The 26,156-nt window shown below is 31.6% G+C and carries 24 protein-coding genes and 5 pseudogenes; all 29 read right to left on the reverse strand.

Annotated elements, in window-relative coordinates; translation table 11 throughout:
- Positions 1 to 22: 22 nt before the first annotated feature.
- Positions 23 to 1,699, reverse strand: a complete 1,677-nt coding sequence (locus CJ192_RS03225; protein WP_102197752.1) for a recombinase family protein — start codon at positions 1,697 to 1,699, stop codon at positions 23 to 25.
- A 91-nt stretch (positions 1,700 to 1,790) separates the two neighbouring features.
- On the reverse strand, positions 1,791 to 1,952 hold the full coding sequence (locus tag CJ192_RS03230) for a hypothetical protein (protein WP_035111374.1): 162 nt from the start codon (positions 1,950 to 1,952) through the stop codon (positions 1,791 to 1,793).
- A 682-nt stretch (positions 1,953 to 2,634) separates the two neighbouring features.
- Positions 2,635 to 2,721: pseudogene (locus tag CJ192_RS09425) on the reverse strand (phage replisome organizer N-terminal domain-containing protein); the annotation flags it as partial.
- 71 nt (positions 2,722 to 2,792) lie between these two features.
- Entirely contained in the window at positions 2,793 to 3,725 is a 933-nt protein-coding gene (locus CJ192_RS03235; RefSeq protein ID WP_102197753.1) for a helix-turn-helix domain-containing protein, read from the reverse strand.
- Positions 3,722 to 5,113 carry an ATP-binding cassette domain-containing protein gene (locus tag CJ192_RS03240; protein WP_102197754.1) on the reverse strand — a complete coding sequence of 464 codons (1,392 nt, stop codon included), beginning with the start codon at positions 5,111 to 5,113 and terminating at the stop codon, positions 3,722 to 3,724. Before CJ192_RS03240 ends, CJ192_RS03235 begins: the two co-directional genes overlap by 4 nt.
- The gene (locus CJ192_RS03245) at positions 5,107 to 5,802 is read right to left on the reverse strand and encodes an energy-coupling factor transporter transmembrane component T (protein ID WP_102197755.1); all 696 of its coding nucleotides are present in this window, start codon (positions 5,800 to 5,802) and stop codon (positions 5,107 to 5,109) included. Before CJ192_RS03245 ends, CJ192_RS03240 begins: the two co-directional genes overlap by 7 nt.
- Positions 5,802 to 6,383: an MptD family putative ECF transporter S component gene (locus CJ192_RS03250; protein WP_102197756.1), complete on the reverse strand. Its 582-nt coding sequence runs from the start codon at positions 6,381 to 6,383 to the stop codon at positions 5,802 to 5,804. The genes CJ192_RS03245 and CJ192_RS03250 overlap by 1 nt, the downstream gene beginning before the upstream one ends.
- 10 nt (positions 6,384 to 6,393) lie before the next feature.
- The gene (locus tag CJ192_RS03255; RefSeq protein WP_102197757.1) at positions 6,394 to 8,115 is read right to left on the reverse strand and encodes an ABC transporter ATP-binding protein; all 1,722 of its coding nucleotides are present in this window, start codon (positions 8,113 to 8,115) and stop codon (positions 6,394 to 6,396) included.
- Entirely contained in the window at positions 8,112 to 9,860 is a 1,749-nt protein-coding gene (locus tag CJ192_RS03260; RefSeq protein WP_102197758.1) for an ABC transporter ATP-binding protein, read from the reverse strand. Before CJ192_RS03260 ends, CJ192_RS03255 begins: the two co-directional genes overlap by 4 nt.
- 380 nt (positions 9,861 to 10,240) lie before the next feature.
- A pseudogene (locus CJ192_RS09365) lies at positions 10,241 to 10,975 on the reverse strand (phage replisome organizer N-terminal domain-containing protein).
- A gap of 84 nt (positions 10,976 to 11,059) precedes the next feature.
- Entirely contained in the window at positions 11,060 to 11,671 is a 612-nt protein-coding gene (locus CJ192_RS03270) for a class I SAM-dependent methyltransferase (RefSeq protein ID WP_102197760.1), read from the reverse strand.
- A 203-nt stretch (positions 11,672 to 11,874) separates the two neighbouring features.
- On the reverse strand, positions 11,875 to 12,402 hold the full coding sequence (locus CJ192_RS03275; protein ID WP_102197761.1) for a PcfB family protein: 528 nt from the start codon (positions 12,400 to 12,402) through the stop codon (positions 11,875 to 11,877).
- A gap of 183 nt (positions 12,403 to 12,585) precedes the next feature.
- Positions 12,586 to 12,759, reverse strand: coding sequence for a hypothetical protein (locus CJ192_RS09270; RefSeq protein ID WP_167627190.1), 174 nt, complete (start codon positions 12,757 to 12,759; stop codon positions 12,586 to 12,588).
- A 511-nt stretch (positions 12,760 to 13,270) separates the two neighbouring features.
- The gene (locus CJ192_RS03285; RefSeq protein WP_102197762.1) at positions 13,271 to 15,001 is read right to left on the reverse strand and encodes an ABC transporter ATP-binding protein; all 1,731 of its coding nucleotides are present in this window, start codon (positions 14,999 to 15,001) and stop codon (positions 13,271 to 13,273) included.
- Positions 15,002 to 15,015: 14 nt separating this feature from the next.
- Positions 15,016 to 16,737 carry an ABC transporter ATP-binding protein gene (locus CJ192_RS03290; RefSeq protein WP_102197763.1) on the reverse strand — a complete coding sequence of 574 codons (1,722 nt, stop codon included), beginning with the start codon at positions 16,735 to 16,737 and terminating at the stop codon, positions 15,016 to 15,018.
- Positions 16,738 to 16,746: 9 nt separating this feature from the next.
- Positions 16,747 to 17,328, reverse strand: a complete 582-nt coding sequence (locus tag CJ192_RS03295) for an MptD family putative ECF transporter S component (RefSeq protein ID WP_094202952.1) — start codon at positions 17,326 to 17,328, stop codon at positions 16,747 to 16,749.
- An 18-nt stretch (positions 17,329 to 17,346) separates the two neighbouring features.
- Positions 17,347 to 19,512: an ATP-binding cassette domain-containing protein gene (locus CJ192_RS03300; protein WP_102197764.1), complete on the reverse strand. Its 2,166-nt coding sequence runs from the start codon at positions 19,510 to 19,512 to the stop codon at positions 17,347 to 17,349.
- Between the two features lie 4 nt (positions 19,513 to 19,516).
- Entirely contained in the window at positions 19,517 to 20,143 is a 627-nt protein-coding gene (locus CJ192_RS03305) for a TetR/AcrR family transcriptional regulator (RefSeq protein WP_072537644.1), read from the reverse strand.
- Positions 20,144 to 20,241: 98 nt separating this feature from the next.
- Entirely contained in the window at positions 20,242 to 20,724 is a 483-nt protein-coding gene (locus CJ192_RS03310) for a DUF4368 domain-containing protein (RefSeq protein ID WP_219721365.1), read from the reverse strand.
- Positions 20,694 to 20,924, reverse strand: a pseudogene (locus tag CJ192_RS03315) (recombinase zinc ribbon domain-containing protein); the annotation flags it as partial. The pseudogene CJ192_RS03315 and the gene CJ192_RS03310, both read right to left, overlap by 31 nt.
- Positions 20,925 to 20,976: 52 nt before the next feature.
- Complete coding sequence (locus tag CJ192_RS09275) at positions 20,977 to 21,150, reverse strand: hypothetical protein (protein ID WP_180960882.1); 174 nt, start codon at positions 21,148 to 21,150, stop codon at positions 20,977 to 20,979.
- Between the two features lie 73 nt (positions 21,151 to 21,223).
- Positions 21,224 to 22,858 carry a MobQ family relaxase gene (gene mobQ, locus CJ192_RS03320; protein ID WP_102197765.1) on the reverse strand — a complete coding sequence of 545 codons (1,635 nt, stop codon included), beginning with the start codon at positions 22,856 to 22,858 and terminating at the stop codon, positions 21,224 to 21,226.
- 393 nt (positions 22,859 to 23,251) lie between these two features.
- On the reverse strand, positions 23,252 to 23,542 hold the full coding sequence (locus CJ192_RS03325; RefSeq protein ID WP_002840797.1) for a DUF3847 domain-containing protein: 291 nt from the start codon (positions 23,540 to 23,542) through the stop codon (positions 23,252 to 23,254).
- 84 nt (positions 23,543 to 23,626) lie between these two features.
- Positions 23,627 to 24,121 (reverse strand): hypothetical protein, encoded by a 495-nt coding sequence (locus CJ192_RS03330; protein ID WP_035137264.1) that lies wholly within the window; start codon positions 24,119 to 24,121, stop codon positions 23,627 to 23,629.
- Positions 24,122 to 24,251: 130 nt separating this feature from the next.
- Positions 24,252 to 24,356 (reverse strand): annotated as a pseudogene (locus tag CJ192_RS09565) (DUF3847 domain-containing protein); the annotation flags it as partial.
- A 143-nt stretch (positions 24,357 to 24,499) separates the two neighbouring features.
- Positions 24,500 to 24,889, reverse strand: a complete 390-nt coding sequence (locus CJ192_RS03335) for a bleomycin resistance protein (protein ID WP_060790067.1) — start codon at positions 24,887 to 24,889, stop codon at positions 24,500 to 24,502.
- Positions 24,890 to 24,908: 19 nt separating this feature from the next.
- Positions 24,909 to 25,067 (reverse strand): CD1845 family protein, encoded by a 159-nt coding sequence (locus CJ192_RS09370; protein ID WP_002841074.1) that lies wholly within the window; start codon positions 25,065 to 25,067, stop codon positions 24,909 to 24,911.
- Positions 25,068 to 25,169: 102 nt separating this feature from the next.
- Positions 25,170 to 25,502, reverse strand: a pseudogene (locus CJ192_RS03345) (23S rRNA (uracil(1939)-C(5))-methyltransferase RlmD); the annotation flags it as partial.
- A gap of 63 nt (positions 25,503 to 25,565) precedes the next feature.
- The gene (locus tag CJ192_RS03350) at positions 25,566 to 26,045 is read right to left on the reverse strand and encodes a Csac_0668 family 2Fe-2S cluster-binding (seleno)protein (RefSeq protein ID WP_102197767.1); all 480 of its coding nucleotides are present in this window, start codon (positions 26,043 to 26,045) and stop codon (positions 25,566 to 25,568) included.
- Positions 26,046 to 26,156 lie beyond the last annotated feature (111 nt).

The following is a 26,156-nucleotide window of genomic DNA, read 5'->3' on the forward strand; positions in this document are numbered from 1 at the left end:
GACAGTTTTATAACTTGTTATTCTATTTTCTTGACATCAATACTACACTCTCAACTTGTTCATCATTGTCCAAACTTATATTTAGGTCATCGTCTATAATTGGGAGCTTGAAAGTAATTGATTTTAGCCATTGTCCGTTAGGTTGTTTTTCTTCATAAACTTGAATTTCAGAAATCAAAGCTGTAATTAACTGCCTACGCTCTATATCATTCATGACTTTATAGAGTTTATCAAAATAGATCAGAACCTTATATATGTTATCTCCTGTGAGTTTTTCAGCTTCAATAGTCTGTTTCTTTGCTTTCGCATCAATTAGTGATGATTCTAATTCATCTATTTTATCATACATACGATATAGTCTATCATCTAAATCCTGTTTCCTTCTCTTATAATGCTTATCTTCAACATCTAAATTATCTATTTCCTCAATTAGCTTAAACTTTGTAGAATGACTCTTCCTCAATTCCTTTTGGTAATTATCTATTTCTTTTTCTATTTCAGAGGTGTCCACCTTCATGTTGATTTTTTCTTGCATCATAGAAGCAAATTTCGGGTTACTTACAATCTTGACAATTACCTCTGCAACAGCATCATCTAACAATTCTTCTCTAATTTGCTTACGGAAAGTACACTTATGACCTCTTATCATCTGCCTATGTTTACAACCATAGTAATAAAAATCTTTATATTTTGTGCTATCTTTCTTTTTCTTGGCACACTTGTTTCCAAACATTCCCACTCCGCATATCGGGCATTTTACAATTCCAGAAAGCAAGTGTGTACGTGTATCTTTTCCTTTATTCACATGCTCATATTTCTTTGCTTGAGATTTTAACTTAACTTGAGCAGCTTGCCAAACTTCGTCGGAAACTATAGCTTCATGTATCCCTTCTGATATTAGATATTCATCTTGTTCAACCTGCTTATATTCATTTCTTGTACCACGAACTTTTTCTAAAGTTCTTCTTCCAAATGCTATTTTCCCATTATATACAGGATTCTTTAATATCTTTCTTATAAGACCTGCATCAAACAAAGGATTCTTACCATTCTGTCTTGGGATTTTTCTAATTCCATGATTCTCTAAGTATTTAGATAGCCCATTGGCTCCTATCGTAGTGTTTACATACTGGTCGAAAATCGTTCTTATGGCAACTGCCTCTTCTTCATTTATAAACAGCTTGCCGTCTTCAAGTTTATATCCATACGGAGCAAAGCCGCCATTCCATTTTCCTTCCCTTGCTTTTTGAATGCGACCTTCCATTGTTTGAATACGTATGTTTTCTCTTTCTATTTCAGCCACAGCTGATAAAACAGAAATCATTAGTTTCCCAGCATCTTTAGATGAATCAATGCCATCTTCAACGCAAATAAGATTAACTCCATAATCCTGCATTATCTGAAGTGTAGAAAGAACATCAGCGGCATTTCTTGCAAATCTTGATAACTTAAACACAAGAACAAAAGATACTCCATCTTTTCCAGATTTTATATCTTCCATCATTCGATTGAACTGTTTTCTACCTTCAATAGACTTGCCAGACTTTCCGGCATCTTCATACTCTCCAACAATTTCATAATCGTTGTAAATAGCAAAAGATTTCATTCGTGATTTTTGTGCCTCTAACGAATACCCCTCTATCTGTATTGATGTAGATACTCGTGTATAGAGGTATACTTTTATTTTTTCTTTTGACATAGCATTAACCTCAATATAATTTTTCTATATCATATATAATTTTTTGAATTTAAGTTTGGACTATCATTTCAAGTATATTATAATACTTTTATTAGTTCGTCTCAACTTGTGTTTTTGCCTTGTCAAAACTATTTTTCATCTCTTGATTTTTTGCTGGCGTTAGATCGGGCAGATTATCTAAATCTAAGGCACCAGCATATTTTGCAATCAGATTTGCTATTAAATCAGCCAATCCATTCCAGTCATTGTCCAATATATACCTCCTCTAAAGTTTTATATCTAATAATTATTTGTTTAATTAAGTTTTACGACATTGACAAGTGCCTTGGATTAGCAACATAGGAATCTCACCTCCGCCTCTATTCCGGATGAGCCGGCTTCAACCTTAGAAGTATCATTATCCTCATTTTCTTCATAGCGGATAGGGTATCCCTCCCTATATTCAAACTCTTACTTATCGCCACTTTCTTTTTGCTTAGCAGTACTTGTTTTGCCGAATTATTCAGCAGAAAGATCTTGGCGGATAGGTTATTACGCTCCAAAAATAATTAATGTCTTGTCATGGTCTATTCAATTGTTAAGGTTCAAATTTTATCGAGAGTTATTAATCTTTTTAAAATTTAACCATCAGAAAATACTTATCTTGATGAAACAAAATTGTTTAAAATTACCCTCTTATACTTAACAGTGAAAAGAAGTATTTCTTGGTAACCAATTTTGAAATAGAATTGCTTATGTAAAAAGGTCCAATTCACACTGCATGAGTAACAGTGAAAATTGGACCCTTTTCGTATCTATCATCTAAAAGTATTCTGGCATTTCTTTAATTTTCTAATCGCCTTTTAAGTATCATATTTATATTTTTTTATCTCTGGCATACTTTTATACCTTTTTAGACTTAAAGTCTTTAATAATGCCTTTCCACCTCTTTTTACCTATAAAGATTCTCCTACATCATAGTTCATTTTTTTATTTCCTCCTTGATGTCTTAATTTATCTTTATCTTCTTTATACCATTTTATATTTAGAAATAAAAAATAGATGAGATTTTTTGGATTCTGTTATGAAAAATCTAAAACGAACCTAAATTTTATTATTCAGGTTCGTTTTGTTTTCTATATTGGCTAGGACTAAGTCCTGTGAAATCTTTGAATGCTCTGTTGAAGTTAGATGGATTCTGAAAGTTTAGATCATTGCTTATTTCTAGTATGGATTTATCTGTGTTTATAAGCAAATCTTCTGAATATATTAGTTTTAACCTTTGGATATACTTCATCGGCGTGTATTGAAAGGATCTTGTGAATTTTGTGTTTAGAGTAGATTTTGATATTTTAAATTTTTTCGCTAGATGATCTAAGTTTAGATTTTTATCCAGGTTTTCTTTCATATATTTCTCTACTTCTTCCATTAGTTTATCCCCTCCGGGCGTGAAATAATTGGTCTTACTTGGATTTATGCCAACTTTTCCTATTCTATATATGAGTTCCAAGGATTTTAATTTTATAAATAGCATATCCCTTTCTTTAAGTGCTTGAATTAATTCATTTGCAAGTTTTACCAAATCTTCGTTTTTAATGGCACATCCCATGTCTTTTACATTTTTAAATTTATATATAAATTCTCCAATGTATGGAAAGTAGGGGGAATTTTTATCCAAGATTTTATCTGCTATTACTATGTTAAATGCCGTGGTTCGATGACTTGTTGTGGAAGAAAATTTTGAATTTGGTATTGATCTTCCTACGAATATTTCGTTTGTAGTTATGAGGACCTTTGTATTGTTTATGTAGGTGAAAAAGTTGCCTTCATAGCCGTATGCTATCCTGTAGCCTCTATTTCCATCCGCAGAAGAATTATTAGCGTTGTATTTCTTCTTTAGACTGATGTAGAGTACAAAGACCCCCGGAAATATTTCGTAAGAGGTCATCTTATTTTCAGGGCTTTCTAAGCCTATATAATTTATAATTCTAGGATCCTCTGTGGGAAATTCTTCGAATCCCCAGGATTTAAGTCTATTCTCTTTCATACAAACTCCACTATATTTTCTTTCGAATTTTTTATAAATTCATAGTCATGACTTATGACGATTATGGTCTTTCCCGCTTCTTTCATCTCTTTTAATATTCCGATTAGTCTTTTCATATTTTCAAAACACAGTCCAGATGTAGGTTCGTCGAGCACCACGATTTCCTTAGGACTTGCCATTGCTAGTCCTAGGGCGAGTCTCTGTTTTTCTCCTCCAGATAACTTCTGTGGGTGGCTTTCTCTTCTATTCCAGAGTTCTAGTTTCTTTAATATTTCTTCAATCTTTTTTTCGTCATCTGTTACTATTTTCATCTCCGTTAAAACGGATTCTGTAAATAACTGGTAGTTGACATCCTGCATCACTAGAGAAATATAGTCTCCATGGTTTTTTATTCTTTTATTTTTGTAAAATACTTCTCCCTTTTGCTTCTTATTAAGACCGCAAAGATTTCTTATAAATGAAGATTTACCAATTCCATTTGCTCCTATTATGAAATATATTCCCGGGTCAAAGCTCATTGAAAAATCAAATAGCTTTGGATTTTTTTCATATTGGCAGGAAAATTCTCTACATACAAGTGATTTTTCTTCATCAAAACTGTGGTCGAATAGGTTCTTCACTTCGTAGCTTTTACTTATAAGTTCTTCTTTTTCTATGTCTTTAAGGGTTCTAAGTCTGTGCTTTTCAAGTATTTCTTCTGATATTCTATCTTTACTATAGGATAAAATTTTCCGATTTTCAATTACAAGTAGTCTGTCCATTATTTCTTTTAAATAGTAGAGCCTGTGCTCAGCGATGATTATTATCTTGCCCAAGGATTTTAAAACCTCTAGGCAGTGGGCCAATTTTTTTATGGATTCTCTGTCTAGGGATGCGGATGGTTCGTCGAAAATATATATTTCATTGTCCATAACCGCCACAGAATTTATGGCTATTAGTTGTTTCTGCCCTCCAGATAGTTTGAATAAATCCTTGCCCAAAAGATCCTGACTATTTAGTAGTTTTGAAAAATATTCTATCTTTTCATAAATTTTATCCCTAGGAACATTCCTGTTTTCTAGCGCAAATGCGATTTCATCTAGGGAATTAATGGCGTAGAATTGATTTTTTGGATTTTGAAAGACTGTTGAAATGAATTTTGACCTTTCAGTTATATCCAACTTCAAAATACTTTCTCCATCAAATAAAAGATCCCCTTCCATCTTTGCCTTATCCACTTCCGGTATAATTCCATTTATAGTCTTGATTAGAGATGATTTACCACATCCAGATCTGCCTGTGATGACATTTATAGATCCCTTTTCAAATTTTAAATTTATATCTTCAAGTATTCTATTTTCTCCCTCATCTTCTTTGAATGAAAGAGAAAAATTCTTAAATTCTAGCATATTTTTATCCTTATAAATAATATTATTATATAAATTCCGAAACTTAGTAGGACATAGTCCGCCGTTTTAAGCTTTGCACTTGATATGGAAGACCTCTCTTTATTCATTTTCATGCCTCTTGTCATGGCAGATATTGCAACATTATCCGCTGTTTGAGATACAATCATAAGTAATGGCACAAATCTATATTCCAGTATCTTCGCTGGATTTTTAAAGAAGTTTTTCATCGTAAGTCCATGCATGTACATAGCTTCCCCGATGATTTTGTAATCTTCTTTTATAGAATAGAAAAATCTAAACATGACAGAAATTGGTATGATTATATAGTCTGGAAATTTGATTTTCTTTAGTGAATAGACGAGATCGCTCATCTTTGTAGTTGAAACGGTGTAGTAACCCATCATCACTCCGGGAAGTATTCTAAGTATTATTCCGCAGTAGAGATTAAAAACCATCCCTAAATAAGAATTTGGATACTTGGATGCTACTATCTGTCCTACTACCGCTATCCCAGTATAAAAAAGTCCCTTACCAATAAGGGACCATTTTTTATCTAGGATGGCAAGCAGGTATGGAAATATAGCTAACAAAATTCCAAGGTATTTATAATTCATACTAATGGAACCTTCTGTGGCAGATAATCCTATGATAATTGTTAAGAATAATTTTGTCCTAAAATCAATTTTCATTAAGCCATTCCCGCTTTTTTAAAATGTTTATTTAAGATTTTAATTCCAATGGTACATCCTATGTATCCACCGAGCATACCTAGTAGAACTACAGGTATAAAGGACCAAGTTGGCATAACAGATAACATTTTTTCTGCATATTCAGCCCCATAATTTTTATCGATTAAGGATTGTACAAAGGCATCTCTAGCAAAATAAATTGGTATTAAATTTACAGCTCCAAACAGCATAAATACCATGTATGTTAGTCTTGCAGTTTTTATTGACTTATAGCCACCTTTTTTTAATATCATCTCACAAATTAAGGACATTACAATTATGGCAGGAAGAACTACCGCTCCATGGCCTGACATTGAAAATACAAGTCCAAATACTATTCCCATGATTAAGACCATTCCAAATTTATCTATCTTTGTTGAATAAAGCATAAATACTGGTCCTGAAAATAAACCGCAAGCAAATGGAACTAGAGGCATAAGTACAGGCATAAAACCTATCATACCTCCACACCAGGTTGCCATTAAAATTAAGAGTGAAAATACTCCTGCATTTATTAAATCTCGAATTCCAAATTTATTCATTCTTTCCTCCTTAATATATAAATTCTTCAGATTTTTTAGATGATTCAATCATCTTTTGGTAGGTTTTGCTACTTTTTAAAAGTTCATCGTGTTTTCCAAAATCTTCTATCTTTCCATCTTTCATAACTATGATTTGATCTACATTTCTGATTGATTTCATCCTATGGGAAACTATCATCACCGTCTTATTTTTAATTAATTTATTTAGAGATTCTTGGATATATTTTTCATTTTCCACATCAAGTGATGCTGCAATTTCATCTAGTAGGATTATTTCTGCATCCTTTAAAAATGCTCTTGCTATGGATATTCTCTGTCTTTCTCCTCCAGATAAGTTAGATCCATTTTCGCCTATCTCCGTATCGTATCCATTCTCAAGTTTCTTTACAAACTCGTCACAGTTCGCTAGCCTTGCAGCTTCTAGCACTTCTTCGTCACTGGCACTGGACCTGCCCAGCCTAATATTTTCCATTACTGATCCATTAAAGAGGGTTACATCTTGAAAGACCATGGAAATATGTTTAAATAAATCTTCTGTTCTCGATTTATTTATTTCTTTTTCATCTATTAAGATTTCTCCTCTGTCATAATCATAGAGCCTTGCCACCAATTTTATTAGAGTGGACTTCCCGCAACCAGATGGACCAACAAGAGCAGTAGTTTTTCCCTGCAAAGCCTTAAATGAAATATTATCTATGACTTTTTTGTCATCGAGATAAGAAAATTCTACATTCTTTCCTTCTATGTCAAATGATTTAAATTCTGTTTCTATTCCCGGTTGGATTTCTTCTGATCTAAGTGCCTTTATCTTTTCTATTGGCGAATCGATATACATTAACTCTCCATAAAATTGGTTAAAGGCAGCAACTCCATCAATTAATCTTGCTGAAGCAAATAGGTAGCCTGCAAAATACAAGATATTTATTTCTCCATTTATCAAGCTATTTAATCCTACATATATTGCAAGGGCTAGGGATAAGTTTGCCACAACTGTTGCAGAAACAATGGGGATAACTTGTCCCAGTTCTGACTTAATGTGTTTCTTTTCTAAGGACCTAACAAAGTCAATGCCACTTTTTTCCTTTTCTTCAGTCAAATTGTAGGATTTGATTTCAGTGGATAGATCTATTAGTTCTTGGAACATCTTAGAAGACTTTCTCTGTTCTTTGTAGTAGGTCGCCGTCGCTTTCTTTTGCATCTTGGTGGAAGTCAAATTCAAAATAGCAGAAATATAAATGGGAACTATAACTGCAAGACCAAGCTTTACATTTCCAATTAACAACAAAATGGAAATAATAACTAGGTTTATTATAAAGCCATAAAAACCTGAAACTGCATGAGAAAGACCATGCTCCATTGCCTCTACATCCTTCATAATCGTTTGAGAAAAGTCAGTTAAATCTCTTTTTGAATAGAAACTAAGGGGAAGATCTTTTATAATTTCAGAAAGTTCAATCCTTAAATTTGCAGATTCTTTATAGGTTTCATTATAGGTTGTGATGTAATCTCTATTTATTACAAACATCATTATAAGGGCAATTACTATATATGCGATGACAGAAATCTTGAGATTAAACTTGCCCAGCCCCAAGAGACCTTGCATGACATACATAAGAAGAAACATAGGAAGCATGTAGGATAGACTCTTTAAGGTAGAATATTTAATCGCAACAATGGTTCCTTCTGCACCTTTGTCTGTAAGTGCAAATCTATCTTTTAAATAGTTTTTCATAGATCAACCCTCCATTCATTTGCTTCATTGTACATTTCAATAAACTTCTTGTACCTGCTGTCTTCCTTCATGAGTTCATCGTGGCTTCCTCTCTCTAGAATTTTTCCATCTTCTACCAGTAAAATTTCGTCTACTCCACGAATCGAAGAAAGCCTATGAGCAATCATAATTGTCGTCCTATCTTTTATAAGTTCCTTAAAGGCAATCTGTAATTCATATTCATTTTCCGGATCTGCAGCAGCAGAAGCTTCATCAAGGATAATTATCTTTGGATCCTTCAAAAATATTCTCGCAATGGAGATCCTCTGTTTTTCACCACCGGACAGATTTATCCCTTCAGCACCTATTATCGCATCGTACTTGTCCTTGAATTTATCTATAAATTCATCACAGCGGGCAAGCTTTAAGGCTTTGTAGACCTCTTCATCATTTGCATCTTTATTTGCGAGTTTTACATTTTCAAAAATCGAAATTCCTTGGAATAGTTTAGGATTTTGAAAAACTATGCCGATATTCTTCATCAAGCTTTCTCCATCGTAGGAATAAATATTTCTGTCGCCGATTAAAATTTCTCCAGAATCTACAGGATATAGTCCAGAGATTAACTTAGCAATGGTAGACTTACCAGATCCAGAGCTACCTACAAGAGCATATACTTTGTTCTCGTCAAGATTTAAAGAAAAATTATGTAAAATCTTATTCTTGCCATCGTATGAAAAATCAACATTTTTAAAGATTATATTCTTCTTTTGTAAATCTTTTTGTGTACCAAAAACTATTTCTTTTTCTTTCATCTCAGTGAACAGATTTTCAAGATTATCTACAGCAGAGTTAGCTTGAAAAACAAACATAGATACATACATAATTTTCATTGTGTTAGAAAAGAATATCCCCATGAATAGAGTAAAAAATAAAATTTTTGCCGCCCATACATTGGGATCTTGTCCTTTTGAAACCATGAATATCGCTAGAAAGACTGGCGTGATTATAAAAATATTTAAAAGCCATTGAAACAATACGTATGGAATCCTGCAGGACATTGAATATTTATATACCATGTCCTTATAAATTAGGATCGAATCATAAAGTTTTTTAAAACCAATTAGTGGTGCATTAAAAATCTTTACTACAGGCATAGCCCTTACATACTCAACTGCACCTGAGTTCATTTCATCAAGCATATCCATGTACTTCTTCATAAAGGACTGATCACCCATCATATTTTTTACAAGTACTAAACTTATTAGGACAATGAGAATAAAAAATATTCCAAGGTATAAATCCAATACGAAGGTCAAGATAATCATAAGTATTGGAGTCAAAAATGCAGCAGTTTGATCCGGAATTAAATGAGCCACAATCATGTGTGTTTGTTCCACGTTGTTGTCGATTATTTTTCTTACCTCACCAGAGTTATGGGTGTCAAAAAAAGTATTTGAAGCCCTAAGTAGATGGCTAAGTCCTTTTTCACGAAGCCTAGTTTCAAGCCTAAATCCAGCTAAGTGACTCATCCATGTTCCGCCAAAGTAGAAGAGACCACAGGAGACGAAAAGAGCTAGAATTTTTATAGAGAAGTTTTTAAGATCCATTAGATCTTCTCCACAAAATACATTTCTAAGCAAGATCCAAATTAAATAATAAGCATAAAACTGCAATAAATTCCCAACTGCAGCTAGCATCGCCGCAAGTATTCCATGAATTTTTCTTTCAGGCATATAGGAAAATAATTTCTTATAAAGTTTCATATTAACCTTCTTTCTATGTGCTATTTGATAATCAATATCAATATATCATCTTTTTTTTTTATCGTCTAGTCGAAAAAAATTATTCTGTCATAAATTTTAAATAAAATATGATGGTCTTTAAATTTTTGTAAGAGACTGTGTAAAATGCCTTTCCCCTAGGGGAAAGAGATATGTGATCAATTTTTTACTATATGTGGACCACTTTCCGATAATAACTGTGGACCATTTTGGGGTTGACATTTACATCTAAAAGTCTTCTGGCTTTTCTTTAATTTTCTAATCGCCTTTAAAGTGTCATATTTATATTTTTTTATCTCTGGCATACTTTGATACCTTTTAGACTTAAAGTCTTTAATAGTACCTTTCCACCTCTTTTTTATCTATAAAGATTCTCCTACATCATAGTTCATTTTTTTATTTAAACCTTTCTGTGTTAGTTTATCTTTATCTCCTTCATACCAATTTAAGATTGTTGCATAGTGGTTTTGATAGGTCTTTCCACTGCTTTTCATGTATCTTGATAGTTTATTTATCATTATTTCTGTGTGTGAGTTTAGTTTTTCTTTTAGATTTTTATATTCTTCTTTGCTTAGCCTTACATTTTTGAATTCTCCATAAAAGATGGGGGTGGACTTTTTATCTTTTTATATCTCTCCCTCTCTCTCTTTATCTATCTCTATATCTTTCTCTATCTCTATCTCTTGTCGGACATGTGTTGGACTCATTAAGGACAATGTCCTCTGTTTATTTTGTCTGTATCTTCTTTTTTTCTCTGCCCATGCTGTTTCTGATCCGATTAAGTTTGGTATTTCTGTTAAATAGTATTCATCATTTTCTGTTACAACTTCTAGTAAGCCTTGATTGATTAAATAATTAACTGTAACCATTACATCATCGTCTGTTTCATCTATGGTTAGTGCTAACTCTTTTATAAAATCACTTTCTACTCCATCATAATAGAGTTTGCCCCCATCTTTTAGACTTAGTAATAAAAGTTTTAGATAGATTATCGTGTAGGTATCTCCTCCCGATATTCTTCTTAATCTTTTTATCCTTTTGTCTGTGAAAAATTCTTCTTTTAATTTTATCCAATAATATCTTTTGTTTATTGCCATTCTAATCCTCCTTGCAATAAAAAAAGAAGCAGATTTTTTCTCTACTTCTCCTTAAAATTTATTTTTCATTATTCACAAATTTTTTTATAATTTTCTAGCTAAAAATACTAGATGCTCTTTCTCGTCCAGATGGTATTCGCATTTAAAGCCTATCTTATTCAATGTTTCTGTGAGATATTCGGGAGAATAAACTTCAAAATCTAGCATATCCGCCCATTTTTTTATATTTTTATGTTCTCTATATGCTCCTTCGTTGCATATTAGAAACTGACCGTCCTTAATTAGTACACGATGAATTTCCCTAAAAGATACTTCTATATTCTTCCAAAAATAAATGGTTTCAAAGGCAGTTACTATATCTATGGATTCATCTTCAAAAGGTAACTTAGCCACGTCTGCTTCAATAATTTTACACCTGCCATCTCTTATAGCTTCGCTATTTACTGAACTTGCTATATCTACACTTGTTTTAGAGTAGTCCATTCCATATACTTTTTCAGCCTTTGTTAAGAAGTATTGAACATTACGTCCACCACCACATCCTAGATCTAAAACTACATCCGAGGTTTTAATATGCAGAAAGGATCTGCCCCATTTCGCCAATTTTTCGTGGCCAACGTTCATTCCTTTCACCATGAAACGACCACCGAAATTATTTTTAGGATTTTTTACATTTTCAAAAAATTTTTTTAACATTTTCATCTCCTATTGATAACAATTATCAGTGTCATTTTATCATAAATTTTACATTTATTCAATTTTATATCCTATCTACATTGATGTATTCAAGATTTTCGATAATCGAAATTCTTGATTTCCGATTTTCGGAATTCTGGACTTCTGCTTTTCGGAAGTCTTGTTATTTTGGGTATCTAAGGGTGTAACTTTTCGTTACTCCCTTAGATTTCTCTGGTCATATCTTTTTTGTTTGGTTTTACTTTTTCTTTTACTTTCCTTTTGACTTTTTCTTTTGTCTTATCCTTGTTCTTGGATAGGTCTTTGTATTTCGTTATTTGTTTTAGGATACTTTCTTTTTCTTTTTTATTTTCCTTGGCTATGACTTGCTTAAAAGCATATTCCATTACTTTTATGTCTTTGGCTTGGAAGAATATTTCATAGTTTTTAGTTTCTTTGTTTTTCATTACTGAAAAGTTTACTCCAAGTTTGTTTAGTTCTTTTTTTAAGTCTTTGAGGTCGCTTTGATCTATGCTTATATTTTCTAGTTGTCCTTTTTTGTAGAGGTCTTTTATTTTCATTTCATCGCCCATAAGACTTTTTAAGTTTCCATTTGCTTTTTCTAAAGTACCATTCATCTTTTTTCTTATTTCTTTTTCAAGATTTATTGATTCCTTTGCTGCCTTTATTGTGTATGTTATTATGGTTTGTGCTGCTTGACCTGCTTCTTTGCTTATTTCTTCGTTTATCATGTTTTATCTCCTTTGTTTGAATTAAAAAAAGGGAAGTATAGGCTTTAATTTTTCTATACTTCCCTTTGCTTGTTTTTATTTTATTGTCGGTGATGGTGGAATGCTTTATTTTGATGTTTTTATATATTACTTAGGTCTTTGTACCTTTTATTGTTTTTCTGCTCTTATTTTGCTTTTCCACCTTTAGTAGTTTGTGTGCGTTCTTTTGTCTGATAGATAGTTTTTCATATTGGAATATATAATCTGTATTTCCTCATTGTTCATTGCTTTTATTTCTTCTGTGCTTTTATATGTTTTATATGTTCCATCTTCGTCTGCTTTTATGAGTTCATCTATTAGCTCTTGCCTTTTATTCATATCTATTACCTCCTAGATCTGCCTTTATTTTCTTGGTCATATTATAGCTTGGATAAGATATTTTTACCAGGTCTTATCTTTCTTGATAATAGTCTTTGACTGATTGTCTTTTTTTATTAAACTTATCACTATCTTGCTTATATTCTTTTATCTTTTCTATGATACTTTCTTTTTCTTTTTTATTTACCTTGGCTACGGCTTATTTAAAATCATATTTCATTTGCTTTTTCTAAATATTATTCACCTTTTTCTTATTTCTTTTTCAAGATTTATTGATTCTTTTGCTGCCTTTATTGCGTATGACATTATGGTTTTCTGAGGATAAAAAAGGAGGACTTCTACACTTTGGCGTAAAAAGTCCTCCGAAAATAACAATCAAATTAACTCTTATTGTTATTGAATTATTTAATTTTTGTGTTAAAAGTTACTTTCAAAAACTTTTATTATCAAAAAACATCGTCATCTCCCATTAAATACTCATTTATTTAGTCAAACATCAAAATGGTTGTATTTACTTAAAACTCCATTTATTTGCTCGCTCTCTTATTGAAATGAATGATTTATATATCCCATCTTGAGTTATAAGCTCATTATGCGTTCCTTCTTGTGCTATTTCCCCTTTATCTAAAACAATGATGTTGTCTGCTTTCTTAACAGTTTCTAATCTGTGTGCAATCATAATAACTGTTTTATTCTGTACTAAATTATCGATGGCTTGCAAAATATGGCGTTCATTTTCTACATCTAAAGCACTGGTAAATTCATCTAAAATCACAATGGGAGCATCTTTGAGTATTGCTCTAGCTATCGCTATTCTTTGTTTTTCTCCGCCGGATAAAGTGCTACCCGCTTCGCCAATTTTAGTTTCGTATCCTTTTTGCAAGCTTTTTATAAAGTCATGACAGCGCGCTTTTTTTGCAGCAGATATAATATCCTCATCACTGGCATTTGGCTTTGCCAAACGAATATTATTCATAATTGTATCTTCAAACAAATACACATTTTGAAATACCATACTTATATTTTTCATCAATTCTTCGGTGGAGATATTTGTTATTTTTGCTCCACCAATCAGAATTTCTCCTTCGCTTACATCATAAAATCTCGGTATAAGCTTGCAAAACGTTGTTTTTCCTGAACCTGAAGGTCCGATAATCGCTGTAAGTGTGTTCGGTTTAAGAGCTACTGATATCCCCTTTAAAACTTCTCCTTTTCCGTAAGAAAAACTTACATTTTTAAATTCTATTTCATTGGATTTTATATTTTGAATAGGTGATAATACCTTTATTTCTTCTGCATTTTCCATACTGCTTATATCCTTTAGTGAACTATCTAAAAGCCCAATCATAGAAAGAATAGAACCCGCTTGACTTACAGACTGGAATATTACAAAGCTCATAATCAATAAATTAATGGCTTTTTGAGGAGAAATTTCTCCACTATTCCACATAAAAAACGCATAGCTAATAATCATAATTTCAAACAGCTGTATCGTAAGACCGGCACCTATGCTTGAGGGAATAGATTTTTCGGATAAATTTATATTATTAACACAACTACCATCTATATCTTTTTTTACTCTTTCATCTTTTTCTCCCATACCAAAAGCCTTAATTACGCTTATTCCCTGTATAAATTCAATAGCACTTTCCGTTAATTTTGTTTGTGCTAATTGTCTTTTGGGAGCTTCGCTTCTTGAAATTTTCATTTGATAATTAACTACAAACAAATATGTTAATATGCCTGCAAATATTACAACGGCAACTTGCCATTCATAGTAAGCAAATCCTAAAACTATTGATATAGCAGATAAAATTCCACCTATTACATGAATTAAAATGATTGGTGCAACTTGTTCTACAGTTGAAATAGATGTAGTCAGTGTTGAGTTTATATTTCCTACTGAATTTTTGCTAAAGAACCCTAAATAGAGTTTTTTAAATAATGAGCCAAAATATAACCTTTTATCTTTCGCCATCTCAAATCCAACGGATACAGAACCCAGTTGTGTGAAATAACCAAAACCAAATACGCCGATGATACATACAATTCCGAGTATCATTACCTTATAAATATAATTGTCCATCAAATTGCTATTAAACATGGCATTTACCGCTAAAATTATTGCTATCATTTTCAGCATAACGAATATGCCTTCTATAAATGATAGAATTAAAATTTTGACTAAACTGCCTTGCCTTTTATCACTAAAGTTCCATACACTTTTTATAGCTTCAAACATATTCTCACCTCCATTCAATTTGCTATTTCATATAAATGCTTATACGCAGAACACGACTTAATAAGTTCTTCATGTTTTCCATCGCAAATGATTTTCCCATTTTCCATATATATGATCTTATCTGCATTTATGACAGTTTTAATTTTATGTGTAATAACAATTAGTGTTTTTCCTTTGGTAAACTCCAGTAACGCTCCTTGAATTTTTTCTTCATTTTCAATATCTGTACTTGCAGTTGCTTCATCTAATATGATAATTGGAGCATTTTTTAGAATTGCTCTGGCAATAGCTATTCTTTGCTTTTCTCCGCCGGATAACCTATCCCCTGCGATGGTGTCATATCCATCAGGCAAAGTTACAATAAAATCATGGCAACCGGCTCTTTTAGCAGCTTCTATCACCTCATCATTCGTTGCATCTTTTTTACCTATTCTAATATTTTCCAAAATAGTATCATCAAATAAAAATGTATTTTGATCCACATAGGAGATAAGAGTATTCAGATCATTCATTGAAAGGTCTTTTACCCCTATACCACCTATTTTTATGTTTCCTTTCTCAAAATCCCAAAATCCGGCTAAAAGTTTCATTAGAGTTGATTTTCCTGAACCTGAAGTACCAATAATTGCAGTCATAGTTTTTTCTTTAATGGTTAAATTCACATCATCAACATCATTTTTTGTCCCATCATAAGAAAATTGTAAATTTTCAAACGCTATGTCGTATGTCATTTTTTCTTTTAAATTAGAATTCTCACTTCTCTTAAGTTCCGGATAATCTAAGATTCCTTTTATTTCCTTAGCAACAGTTCCCATCTGTGCCAATTGGTCAATATAACTGGACGCTTTAACAATCGGTTTAAATATACCAAGAGAAATCATCATAAACAAAAATAAACTTTGCTCAGTAATAAACCCATTATTAAAAAGTATCAATCCCACAACAATTGTTGGAAATATAGATACAGGAGCTATGCTATAGGAAAGAGACGCATAAATCTGTGAGCTTTTCATCCAGTTTATAGCATACTCCGCATGGCGTATGACTGCATTTTTATATTTGGCATATGAACTATCTTCCATATTGAAAGTTTTAATTACCTCAATCCCATTGATATACTCTATAACCGCTTGATTCATATTCTTTTGTGCCTGTACTTGTCCCTCATATTTTTTCTTATATCCAATCATCATAAGCATTCCGATTGATAGTCCAAATATAACCCAAAGAAATATAATCCCGGTAAGCTTAATATTAACTGCAAGCATCCAAACAATCATAGCAATAGGTATCAATAAATTTGCAGTCATCTCCGGAAGTAGATGCGCTAATGTTTTTTCTATATCTTCCACCCTGTCTACCAATATAGTTTTTAATGTTCCACTAGGATTCATATCAAAATATCCCATCGGCAATCTAACAAATTTATCACAAATTGCATATCTTAAGTCCTTTAGCGTTAAGTATGCTGCTTTATGAGATATAAGTGTTGAAATATTTGAAAGCAGCACCCCTGATATTTTGCAGATTATAGTGAAAATCAAGACATATATCGTGTTGTTTCCATGAAATCCTTTGAAGATATATCCAGCTAAAATTCCAACAAAAGCATAGGATAACAGTTCGCATAGAACAGAAAGCATACTTAGCATAACAGATAAAATATATCTTTTTTTGTATGTCTTTATAAACGAATCCATTTCTTTAAAAAAGTTTGGTTCTTTCTCTTTTTTCATGACTTCACCCTATGAATTAGCTTCTTTTTCTAAAATATGTTTCCTTACGACCTTGCTACCTATATAAGCTCCTGCGATTGCTGAAACTATAACTAAGGCAAGTAAGATCAGCGTTCCCCAAGAAGAAATCATTTTGCCTGCCGCTGTAATATTTGAAGCTAACTCCTTTTCTTTCATGGCTCCTATAGTTTTATTCAAGGCTATTGTATATGGATAAATTACACTTCCAATTGAAGCCAAAGTTTGCTGAATAACATAGCTGATTCCAATAACTTTTAAATTACCATAACCTTTTTTATATAATAAGAACTCTGCTATCAATCCTGAAATTACAAACATCAAAATATATGGTGGATAGAATGCTATCACTCCTTGAATAAGGGAATATATAAAAAACGCTCCTCTTTTTTTCACTTTCACTCCGATAACATAGAAAACAATGCCCTGTAATAATGAGTATAGCACCGGTGTTAAAAGTATGGTAATTGGTGTTGCATACATGAATGTTCCTATCGAAAATATCAAAATGTTACACAATGATAATAAAGTAACTGTAATGATATCTTTCGCTTTCAATTTGTTTTTGTTCATGATTAAGTCCTCCTATTTTTATAAAATATTTATCATCAAAATTACTATCATTCCAATCATCAATATGTAATCGCATAAATTAAACTGTAAAGTAACATAAGATGATTTTTTATGATTTAAAGCAATTCCTCTTGTTTCTGCTGAAGCTGATAAAGTTTCGCCTATTCTTATCACTCGAAAAATGAGTGATACAATCAGAGCCTCAAGATAATCTATTTTTTCTTTTATTATATTTTTATGCTTGCAACTTCCTCTATTTCTAAGCACTTGTCTAAGTAATTTAAAATCATTCCTTAGCACCGGGAAAAACCTGAAAGAAACTGCAAGAATCAATAATAACTTCTCAGGTATTCTTATTTTTCTAAGTCCCGCAAGCATATTTGTTGTCCCTCTACCTCCAAGAATAATAGGAAATAGTAGAAATATTAAAATAAATCTAGGAAACAAATTTGCCGTAAATATTGTAATTTCATTCGGATATATGATTTCAAGACCGTAAATAAGCCCTATAATGACAGAAGTAATTCCTAAGGTCTTGTATCTTCTATTTGCAAGAGAAAAAACGAGAGCTAATAAATTGCATTCAAAAATCAAACTTTTATTGTCGATTCCTACTGCAACCATACAAAGAAGCCAAAACAAAATATTTGTTCTCGGATCTAAAAGATTTTTTTCTCTTTTTGCCGGGGGTTGATGTTCTAAATCTTTTTCAAATATACTTTTAATGCTTTCAATATCTCTATTCTCTTTTACTTCACAAATCCTTTGTATCGTTCCATCATCAAGTTCCAAACATTTATCCGCAACTGATGAAATAAATTCTAAGTCATGGCTAATTGTTATCACGATTTTTTTCTTTTTCATATCGTTTATCAATCCCACTACAGTATCTAAACTTCTTTTGTCCATTCCTGAGGTTGGTTCATCTAAAATAACCACACTTTTATCCGAAAGATACGCCATCATTAATGTTAATTTTTGCATTTGCCCACCTGAAAGAGAAAATGGATGTCTATCACGATATTTCCACATATCAAACTTTTTAAGTAGAGCTTCTATCTCATCATATTTGTTTCGATTTACACCGTACTTCAGTTCAGATAATACAGAATTTGTAAAAAATTGAAATTCAGCTTCTTGCATAATAAAGAGGCTATCCTGCGATAGCTGCCCATGGCTCATTTCTTTTCCCTTTAGAAAAACTCTTCCCTTTTGTGGTTTCAATAGTCCACATATACATTTTCCTAAGGTGGTTTTACCTGAACCATTTTTGCCAATCAAGCAAGTCACTTCTCCCAAATAAGCTGTAAACGACAAATCATTTAAAATATGTTGTTTTTTATATCCAAAGGATATATTTTTCACCTCTAATTTATCATTGACAACATTAGAACACTTCTTCTGAACCTCAATCTGCTTCAAATCCGTAACTCGTAAACACAAATTATTTAATTCATCCTTAGAAAATATCTTAAAATCGTCCTTATCATACTTTTCATAAAAGCTTCCATTTTTTATCAGCCAATATTCATCAGCCAACTCTTTCAAATAGTAAAGCCTATGTTCACTGATTATTAGAGTTTTTCCATCTTCTTTTAGAAGCAATAAGATATTTTTCAGTTTTTCTATGGCTAAATAATCTAAGTTTGCAGTTGGCTCGTCAAGTAAAATAATATCCGTATCCATTGCCCAAGCAGACATAATCGCTATTAGTTGACGCTCTCCGCTTGAAAGTTTGAATACTTCCCTGTTTTTCAAATACTCCAAGCCAAATTTTGAAAAAGCTTCTTCTGTTCTTCTTTTTATTATTTCATGGCTTAACCCTTTATTTTCAAGTCCAAAAGATACTTCCGTATCGCTTTCCATTGTAAAAAATTGACTTCTTGGATCTTGAAAAACGGACGAAATCAATTCTCCAACTTCTCCAATGTTCTTGTTTTCTATATTGTTGCTATTTACCAAGATATAGCCATTAAATATCCCATCATAGAACTCCGGTATTAAATGGTTTAAGCACCTAAGTAATGTTGATTTTCCACATCCACATTCGCCACAAAGAACTATGCAATCTCCTTTTGATATGCTGCCAATTACATCATCTAACGACTTTTCCTTTTTGCCTTCATAGGAAAAATCTATTTTAAAATCTAAAATATTTTCGTCCTTCTTACCTTTATCGTACATAAATTCAATACCTATTTATAATTTCATCAAATATCTTTTCCCAACCCGCCCCAATAAATTCGCCAAGCATTTTTGTGTACTCGATTGTCTCCTCTTTGCTATATCCTTTTTCAATCACTAATTTAAAAGCACTAAATTGTTGATTCATTAAAAGCTCTACCAAATCTAATTTCATCTCACTTATATTCGGGTCTATATTTTCCCTTATAAATTGTTTTGTTATGGAAATTTTATTATTCATCATTTCACGAAATATTGCTTCTACAGAACTGCCTTTACTTGAGCAAAGTATTAGTTTGCACTCCTCGTAATATTTAAATAACACATCTACATATCCTTTGGTTTCTTTCTGAATGCTACGCAAAAAATGATCAAAGTTTTTATCTACGCAATATTCCCTATACGAGTATTCGTTCTCTTTTCTTTTCACACTTATAGCTTCTAAAAATTCTTTTATCAAACTATAAAAAAGTTCATCTTTCCCTTTATACCTTGTATAGATTGCTCCCGTTGTAACTCCCGCTCTTTTAGCAATATTGCCTATTGAAGCAGCCTGAAATCCATTTTGCAAAAACTCTATTTTAGCAGCTTCAATGATTGGTTTATCAAGTTCATGGTTTCTATTTGCCATGTCCATTCCTCCATTCTTACCAAACTTTATTTTAATAGTATAATCAATAATCGAATTATCAATAATGATATTATTGATTATACATCAGTTAGTGTTATCTAACAATAGTTGTAAGATATTTTTTTAGAAAATTTACTGATTTCCATATTTATTTGTATGAAATAAAATAGTCGGTGCAGTTTTAAAACTACGCCGACCACAAAGTCATAATTTTTTTCCATACTAGCTTTTTTCTTTTTTAAATATCTGTAATTATACTCTCGCTTCTTCTCTCTCTTTTTCCTTAGCTTCTCTAGTTCATCAAGTTCCTCTTGAGTAAGTTCTTTAGGTTCTTCTTGTGGCAATTCAAACTTGCCAATAAAGTTCAGGTATACTTCAACTTCCTGTGTTCTTTCATAGTTATCCCATTTACCCTCGTGAACCAGTATCTTATCTACAAATTCATTTATCATTGGAGTTGTAAGTTCGCTAAAATCAGTATATTTCTTTACAAGTGATATAAACTTATCTGCTCTAATATTATCTTCCTCAAAGTTTTTTAATATACTTTTTAAATGTTCAATGGATTTTTCCAATGCCATTTGCTCTTTTGAGGTTGAGTACACTTTTTTATGAATTCTTCTTCATTCAACTTTACATACTCGCTTACTTCTTTGATAGTCTCTAAAACTAATTTATTAAGAACTTCGTTCCTGATATAGTGTGATGAACATTTTTCTTCAAAATTCCCTTTTGCTAAGTTATATGTTGAACAAATATATTCATCTTTAGGGGGACGCCTTTTATCTGTTTTTCTGCCTAACCAATCTCTTTTAAATCCAGCTTTTCCACCTTTAGTAGTTTATGTGTGTTCTTTTGTCTGACAGATAGTTTTTCATGTTGGCATATATAATCTGTATTTCTTCATTGTTCATTGCTTTTATTTCTTCTGTGCTTTTATATGTTTTGTATGTTCCATCTTGATCTGCTTTTATGAGTTCGTCTATTAGCTCTTGCCTTTTATTCATCTCTATTACCTCCTAGATCTGCCTTTAGTTGTTTGGTCATATTATAGCTTGGATAATATATTTTTACCAGGTCTTATATTTCTTGATTTTTGTAATAGTCTTTAGTCATTTGTCTTTTTTTATTAAAGCTATCACTATCTTGTTTATACTCTTTAATCTTTTCTATGATACTTTCTTTTTCTCCTCTCTTAATTGCCTTGTCAATTTCTATTGATAGGTCAATATCATATTCTTCATTGACTACTTCTACTGCATATTTAATATGATTTATTTCCTTGTATCTTTCCCTTATCTTTTCTGACTCTGTATTTAATTTACTGATTTCGTCTTCTAGGTTTTTGATTTCTCCTAACCATTCTTTTTCTCTTAAATTTTTCTTTCCGCTGATTTTTTCAATTAAGTTTCTTGCCCTTATATGTTGGTCTATTTCCTTTTGATTATTCTTGTAGAAACTTTCTTTGAATATTTTCTTGCTTTCATATTCTTGGTAGGTTGCTTTTGTTTTTCTTACAGTCTTTGCATAGGCTAAGCACTTATTAAGGTCTTCTATCTTTTGACTATTTTCTTTTATAGTCTTATATATTTCAGAGTTTTTACTTCTTAAGATATTTATATGCCCTTGTAGGTCTGATATGGTTTTTATTTTATGTTCTCTTAGATAATTTATTCCACTTGCATATCTTTTTAGATCATAGATTGCTTTGTTTCTTTTCCCATAAAATGATAATTCAGCTCTATTATTTTCTTGCATTTCTTGATTGAAGCTTAAATATTCATAGAGGTTAAATAGTCCTGATTCATTTTCGATTTGCTTTTTACTTTGGTCTTTATATTCCTTATATGATTCTTTTAGCTTATCTTTAAAACCTGCTAACCATGATGTTATCTTCTTTATTTCATTGCCTATGTTTTTTAATAGTTCATTCTGTTTTTTTATTTCACGATTTATATCTCCTTTTTCTGTTCTTATTCCCTTTCTTTCCATTGCACTAGCACTTGATCCTAGATGTATTGTTGGTATTTGTTTTATGCCTTGCCTTTTAAAACTCCTATGGTCTACTCTTTTTTCTATCTTGTTTTTTGCTAGATATTCATTGCAAAGGTCTGAAAAATTTTCTCTCCATTTTTCTACATTGCCCTTATCATTCCAGGTTGTTAGTTCTACTTTTCTCGTCTTTAGTTTTCCATTTTTGTTTAATACTTTTTCTCCATTTTCATCTAGGATATATTCTTTTTTTGACTTTGCTAAGAACTCTCCTTTTTCGTTTATGGGTCGCATTATGGTCATTATATGACAATGGATATTCCCATTTTTATCTTGACTCTCATCATGAATTGCATAATCTACTATCATTCCTTGTGATGTTAGATTTTCTTTTATAAATCTTTCAACCAGGCTTTTATTTTCACTTAAAGTTAATTCTTTTGGTAGTCCTATTATGAATTGTCTTGCTAGTTGTGCATTAGAATTTTTTTCTGCCATTTCTACTTTATTCCATAAGGTAGACCTATCATTAAATTCTTTTGGTATATGATCAGGCAATATTATATTTTTTACTAATACTTTTTCTTTTCTTGTATAGTCATGGGTTACTCCGTCCCATTCATTTTTTATTTTTTCTCCACTTATATATGCTGCACTTGCTACTGCACTTTTACCTTTTCCTCTTGATATTATGTTTACTGAAAAATGAAAACTGTCTGCCATTTTTATCACTTCCTTTCTTTTTTTGTTGTTTTAGGTGGAGGCTTAATAGATTTTTATATCCTCTTTGTGAATGAGCGTTTTGAAATGATAGAATAGAAAAAGCCGACTACTGAATTTTCAACTCTTGTTGTTTCAGTGTGTCGGCTTACCGTCTGATTACGTTTCAAAATTTTAATGTCAAGGGCTGAGCGGTAGCGAAGTGCATTTTACCCTTGACATTGAAAAAGCGAACGATTATTTTTCGTTCAGCTCCTCGGATAACATCAAAGAAAAAATGCTTCAGCTTTTTTCTTTACTCCCGGTAGGGCAAAAGCACCGCAGGTCGCAAGCACCCTTTAGGGTGTATAATTGCGCCCTTAGAAATCTAAGGGAGATTTAATTATTTTATTTTTCTTAATTTTCTCTCATTATTTTTAGTGTTTCTTTAAATTCTTTTGTTTTTGTTGCTTCTTCTAGTAGGATTTTTATTTCTTCATCTGTTAGTTTTTCTGCATTTTCTATAAGGCTTTCTAAGATTGCTCCTCTTGTTATGAGCCTATGAGTTCTTTCTTTTCTTCTTTTTACTATGTCTTGTTTTAATATATTCTTTTCTTGATTTTTTAGTTGCCTTAATCTTTCTTCTTTATCGTCAATTTTATCTTTTATTTCTTTTGACTCTTGTCTTATTTGTTCTAATTTTTTCATACTAATTTCCTTTCTTGTAATAAAAAAGACGACTAGATTTTTACTTTTCTAATCGTCTTTTTTCTAAATATTGTAAATTTCTATTTAAACCAGAATGGTCAGTAAATATGCCAAAATTAGACTCATGAAAAAGAATATTATAACTTTTGTAATCTGACTTTTCGCATTAAACCCAAAATTATCATATCCCTTGGCACCAATCGTCTGTGGATAAACTTTAGTCGGTAATTTTAACTTGGTAAGCATGAGGTAATCAAAAAATATAATATCAAAAAGCTTATATCCTTCAAATAATATTAAAAATCTAACAAAGGCTTGCTGAAAAGTTAAACTAAATTTTACTGTATCAACAATTGCCCAGACTAGAACAGCTATAATGGCTAGCAATCCAAGTATCATGATAAGTCCGCCGATTATATTGACCCAAATCGGTTTATCTGGCAACTTACTCATCATAACTTTGATATCATCAGGTGCGCCGAAATGCTTCGAGCCAAATTTCGGTATAATAAGTATTAAATTTACCATCATAATTGATGCTGTTAAGCAGATAATGACTAACATAATAAGTGTTTTCATCAATTTAGTTTACCTCCTCTCTCAACGTATAGGTCATTACACAAATGGAAAAATATTGTCTTAGTTGTGTCAACTAAGTTGGTGCAAATCTTCTTAGTATAATTCTACTTGATAATCAATACTCGATGCAAGTTCTTTCTTTTCTTCTTTTCTCCATGTCTTGTTTCAATATCTTCTTTTCTTGATTTTTTAGTTGCCTTAACCTTTCTTCTGTATGGTCAATTTTATCTTTTATTTCTTTTGATTCTTATCTTATTTGCTATAATTTTTTCATACTTATCTCCTTTCTTTAAAATTAAAAAGACGACAGAATTATTACTTTCTATCGTCTTGTATCTTTGGTATTCAGTTTTATTTAGCTCGACAAACTGGTATTTGTTAATTAGTAAATCTTAACAAATACCCATTGGGATCTTGAATTAAAAACTCTATTTGCATTTCTTCTATTTCATTAACTTGATATGTGTTTCTGGTTAGTTCTCTGTATAATTCTATATTCAAATTATTCACTAATTGATACAGTTCTTCAATATCATCGACAGCTATTGAAAAATTTATTCCTCTTCCTAAAGGATATACTAGCTCACCTATATTCCAACCATCATCATGAATTTGTTCGAACATAAACTGACTTTCTTGAAAAGACATGAAAACGAATTTATCTTCAACACGTTCATATTCAATTTTAAATCCTAATTCACTATAAAATTTTTTAGTTAGATTAATATCAAAAACTGATAATTCAGGAATCATCCTACTAAAATCCATATTCCCTCCTTGACAAATACTAATTTATCCAAACCGCTTTAATTTTATCATTTATCAATTCAATAAACGCTATCACAGTTACTCCTACTATCGGAAGTCCGTAAGGACTAAATAGGAAACCAATAACCAAGCCAAAAATACCTATTCCGACTTCTCCTTGAATAAAAGAAGATAACACCCAAAAATAAGCAGAACACCATAATGATATACAACAACGCTGTTACAATACCAAGTAGGAATGTAATAAATGCAGAAAGTCATATGCTGTCATTCTTTTCTATTAAATCATTTTGAAGTGTCTCAAGGCATCCATGATGGCTTCTTCTTTTTCAGGTGTACACTGTGGAATAATTTGTTTCTCCTTTTTAGACTTGTTGTAATGTTCTCGTAATTCTATTCCACATTTCCTTTTTATCTGTGCAATATATAATGTCGAAACTTTTAATTCAAATTTATTCCAAACATATTCTTTGATTTGAGCATATGTTGCTTTGCTCTCCGCACTTGTCAAATCCATCTCATCCAACTCAATTTCAACACTTATGTGCTTATCGACATCGAGTTTGGACAAAAGTGCTACCGTCTCAACCCCTATGGTTATGGGGAACATATCCACGCTCGTAGATGGAAACATATCAAAGATTGGCTCTCGTTTGTAGGAACATATCGACTGTAATTATTTCATTTTCAAGCCTTTATCGATAGCTTCCTGAATAATCTTATGACAACAAACTCCCAACGGATTGTTTTCTTTACAATTAGAATTTTTCATTGCCCCAGTGATGGCATTTACTTCTTTTACGGATTTCGCGCCATGCTTTACAACTGCTTCAATCACCTGATTTTCTGTGACTTCGCTACAATAACAAGCATACTTAGGATCTGCATCTTTCTTAAACCAGATAGGAACTCTAACTTGGTCTTTCAAGAATTTTATTTCATTATCTAAGTTATAGTAAACAACGTCGCAGTCCTCGTTCATGCAAATCTTATATTGATCTCCATCAACGGCATTACGATAATCATCTGTCACCAAGTGTTCAACGGTTATCCTACTAACTGTTACTCCTTCATTATTACAGACAGGGCAACTCTCCTTTGTTCTATTTAAATTTTGTGTGATACATTCACAGCAACATTCATCAATAACTTTCAATTACATAACCTCCATATCTTTAAAACCATTTAATTCAAGGTAAATCCCAACCAATTTTCATTTATAGTTTTTAAATTAAAAAATACCCCTTGATTGTATCGTCAATTATCG

Origin of the sequence: Anaerococcus hydrogenalis (assembly GCF_002871895.1) — a bacterium.
Lineage (GTDB): Bacteria > Bacillota > Clostridia > Tissierellales > Peptoniphilaceae > Anaerococcus > Anaerococcus hydrogenalis.

What these genes read in the sequence shown, in the direction of transcription:
- CJ192_RS09270 (WP_167627190.1), bottom strand. Translation starts at nt 12,759, where the DNA reads ATGAATAAAAGGCAAGAGCTAATAGATGAACTCATAAAAGCAGACGAA.
- CJ192_RS03245 (WP_102197755.1), bottom strand. Translation starts at nt 5,802, where the DNA reads ATGAAAATTGATTTTAGGACAAAATTATTCTTAACAATTATCATAGGA.
- CJ192_RS03295 (WP_094202952.1), bottom strand. Translation starts at nt 17,328, where the DNA reads ATGAACAAAAACAAATTGAAAGCGAAAGATATCATTACAGTTACTTTA.
- CJ192_RS03255 (WP_102197757.1), bottom strand. Translation starts at nt 8,115, where the DNA reads ATGAAAAACTATTTAAAAGATAGATTTGCACTTACAGACAAAGGTGCA.
- CJ192_RS03325 (WP_002840797.1), bottom strand. Translation starts at nt 23,542, where the DNA reads ATGAAAAAATTAGAACAAATAAGACAAGAGTCAAAAGAAATAAAAGAT.
- CJ192_RS03335 (WP_060790067.1), bottom strand. Translation starts at nt 24,889, where the DNA reads ATGGATTTTAGTAGGATGATTCCTGAATTATCAGTTTTTGATATTAAT.
- CJ192_RS03235 (WP_102197753.1), bottom strand. Translation starts at nt 3,725, where the DNA reads ATGAAAGAGAATAGACTTAAATCCTGGGGATTCGAAGAATTTCCCACA.
- CJ192_RS03225 (WP_102197752.1), bottom strand. Translation starts at nt 1,699, where the DNA reads ATGTCAAAAGAAAAAATAAAAGTATACCTCTATACACGAGTATCTACA.
- CJ192_RS03305 (WP_072537644.1), bottom strand. Translation starts at nt 20,143, where the DNA reads ATGGCAAATAGAAACCATGAACTTGATAAACCAATCATTGAAGCTGCT.
- CJ192_RS03330 (WP_035137264.1), bottom strand. Translation starts at nt 24,121, where the DNA reads ATGAAAACACTTATTATGTTAGTCATTATCTGCTTAACAGCATCAATT.
- CJ192_RS03270 (WP_102197760.1), bottom strand. Translation starts at nt 11,671, where the DNA reads ATGTTAAAAAAATTTTTTGAAAATGTAAAAAATCCTAAAAATAATTTC.
- CJ192_RS03310 (WP_219721365.1), bottom strand. Translation starts at nt 20,724, where the DNA reads ATGGCATTGGAAAAATCCATTGAACATTTAAAAAGTATATTAAAAAAC.
- CJ192_RS09275 (WP_180960882.1), bottom strand. Translation starts at nt 21,150, where the DNA reads ATGAATAAAAGGCAAGAGCTAATAGACGAACTCATAAAAGCAGATCAA.
- CJ192_RS03300 (WP_102197764.1), bottom strand. Translation starts at nt 19,512, where the DNA reads ATGTACGATAAAGGTAAGAAGGACGAAAATATTTTAGATTTTAAAATA.
- mobQ (WP_102197765.1), bottom strand. Translation starts at nt 22,858, where the DNA reads ATGGCAGACAGTTTTCATTTTTCAGTAAACATAATATCAAGAGGAAAA.
- CJ192_RS03285 (WP_102197762.1), bottom strand. Translation starts at nt 15,001, where the DNA reads ATGTTTGAAGCTATAAAAAGTGTATGGAACTTTAGTGATAAAAGGCAA.
- CJ192_RS03275 (WP_102197761.1), bottom strand. Translation starts at nt 12,402, where the DNA reads ATGATAAACGAAGAAATAAGCAAAGAAGCAGGTCAAGCAGCACAAACC.
- CJ192_RS03250 (WP_102197756.1), bottom strand. Translation starts at nt 6,383, where the DNA reads ATGAATAAATTTGGAATTCGAGATTTAATAAATGCAGGAGTATTTTCA.
- CJ192_RS03240 (WP_102197754.1), bottom strand. Translation starts at nt 5,113, where the DNA reads ATGCTAGAATTTAAGAATTTTTCTCTTTCATTCAAAGAAGATGAGGGA.
- CJ192_RS03290 (WP_102197763.1), bottom strand. Translation starts at nt 16,737, where the DNA reads ATGAAAAAAGAGAAAGAACCAAACTTTTTTAAAGAAATGGATTCGTTT.
- CJ192_RS03260 (WP_102197758.1), bottom strand. Translation starts at nt 9,860, where the DNA reads ATGAAACTTTATAAGAAATTATTTTCCTATATGCCTGAAAGAAAAATT.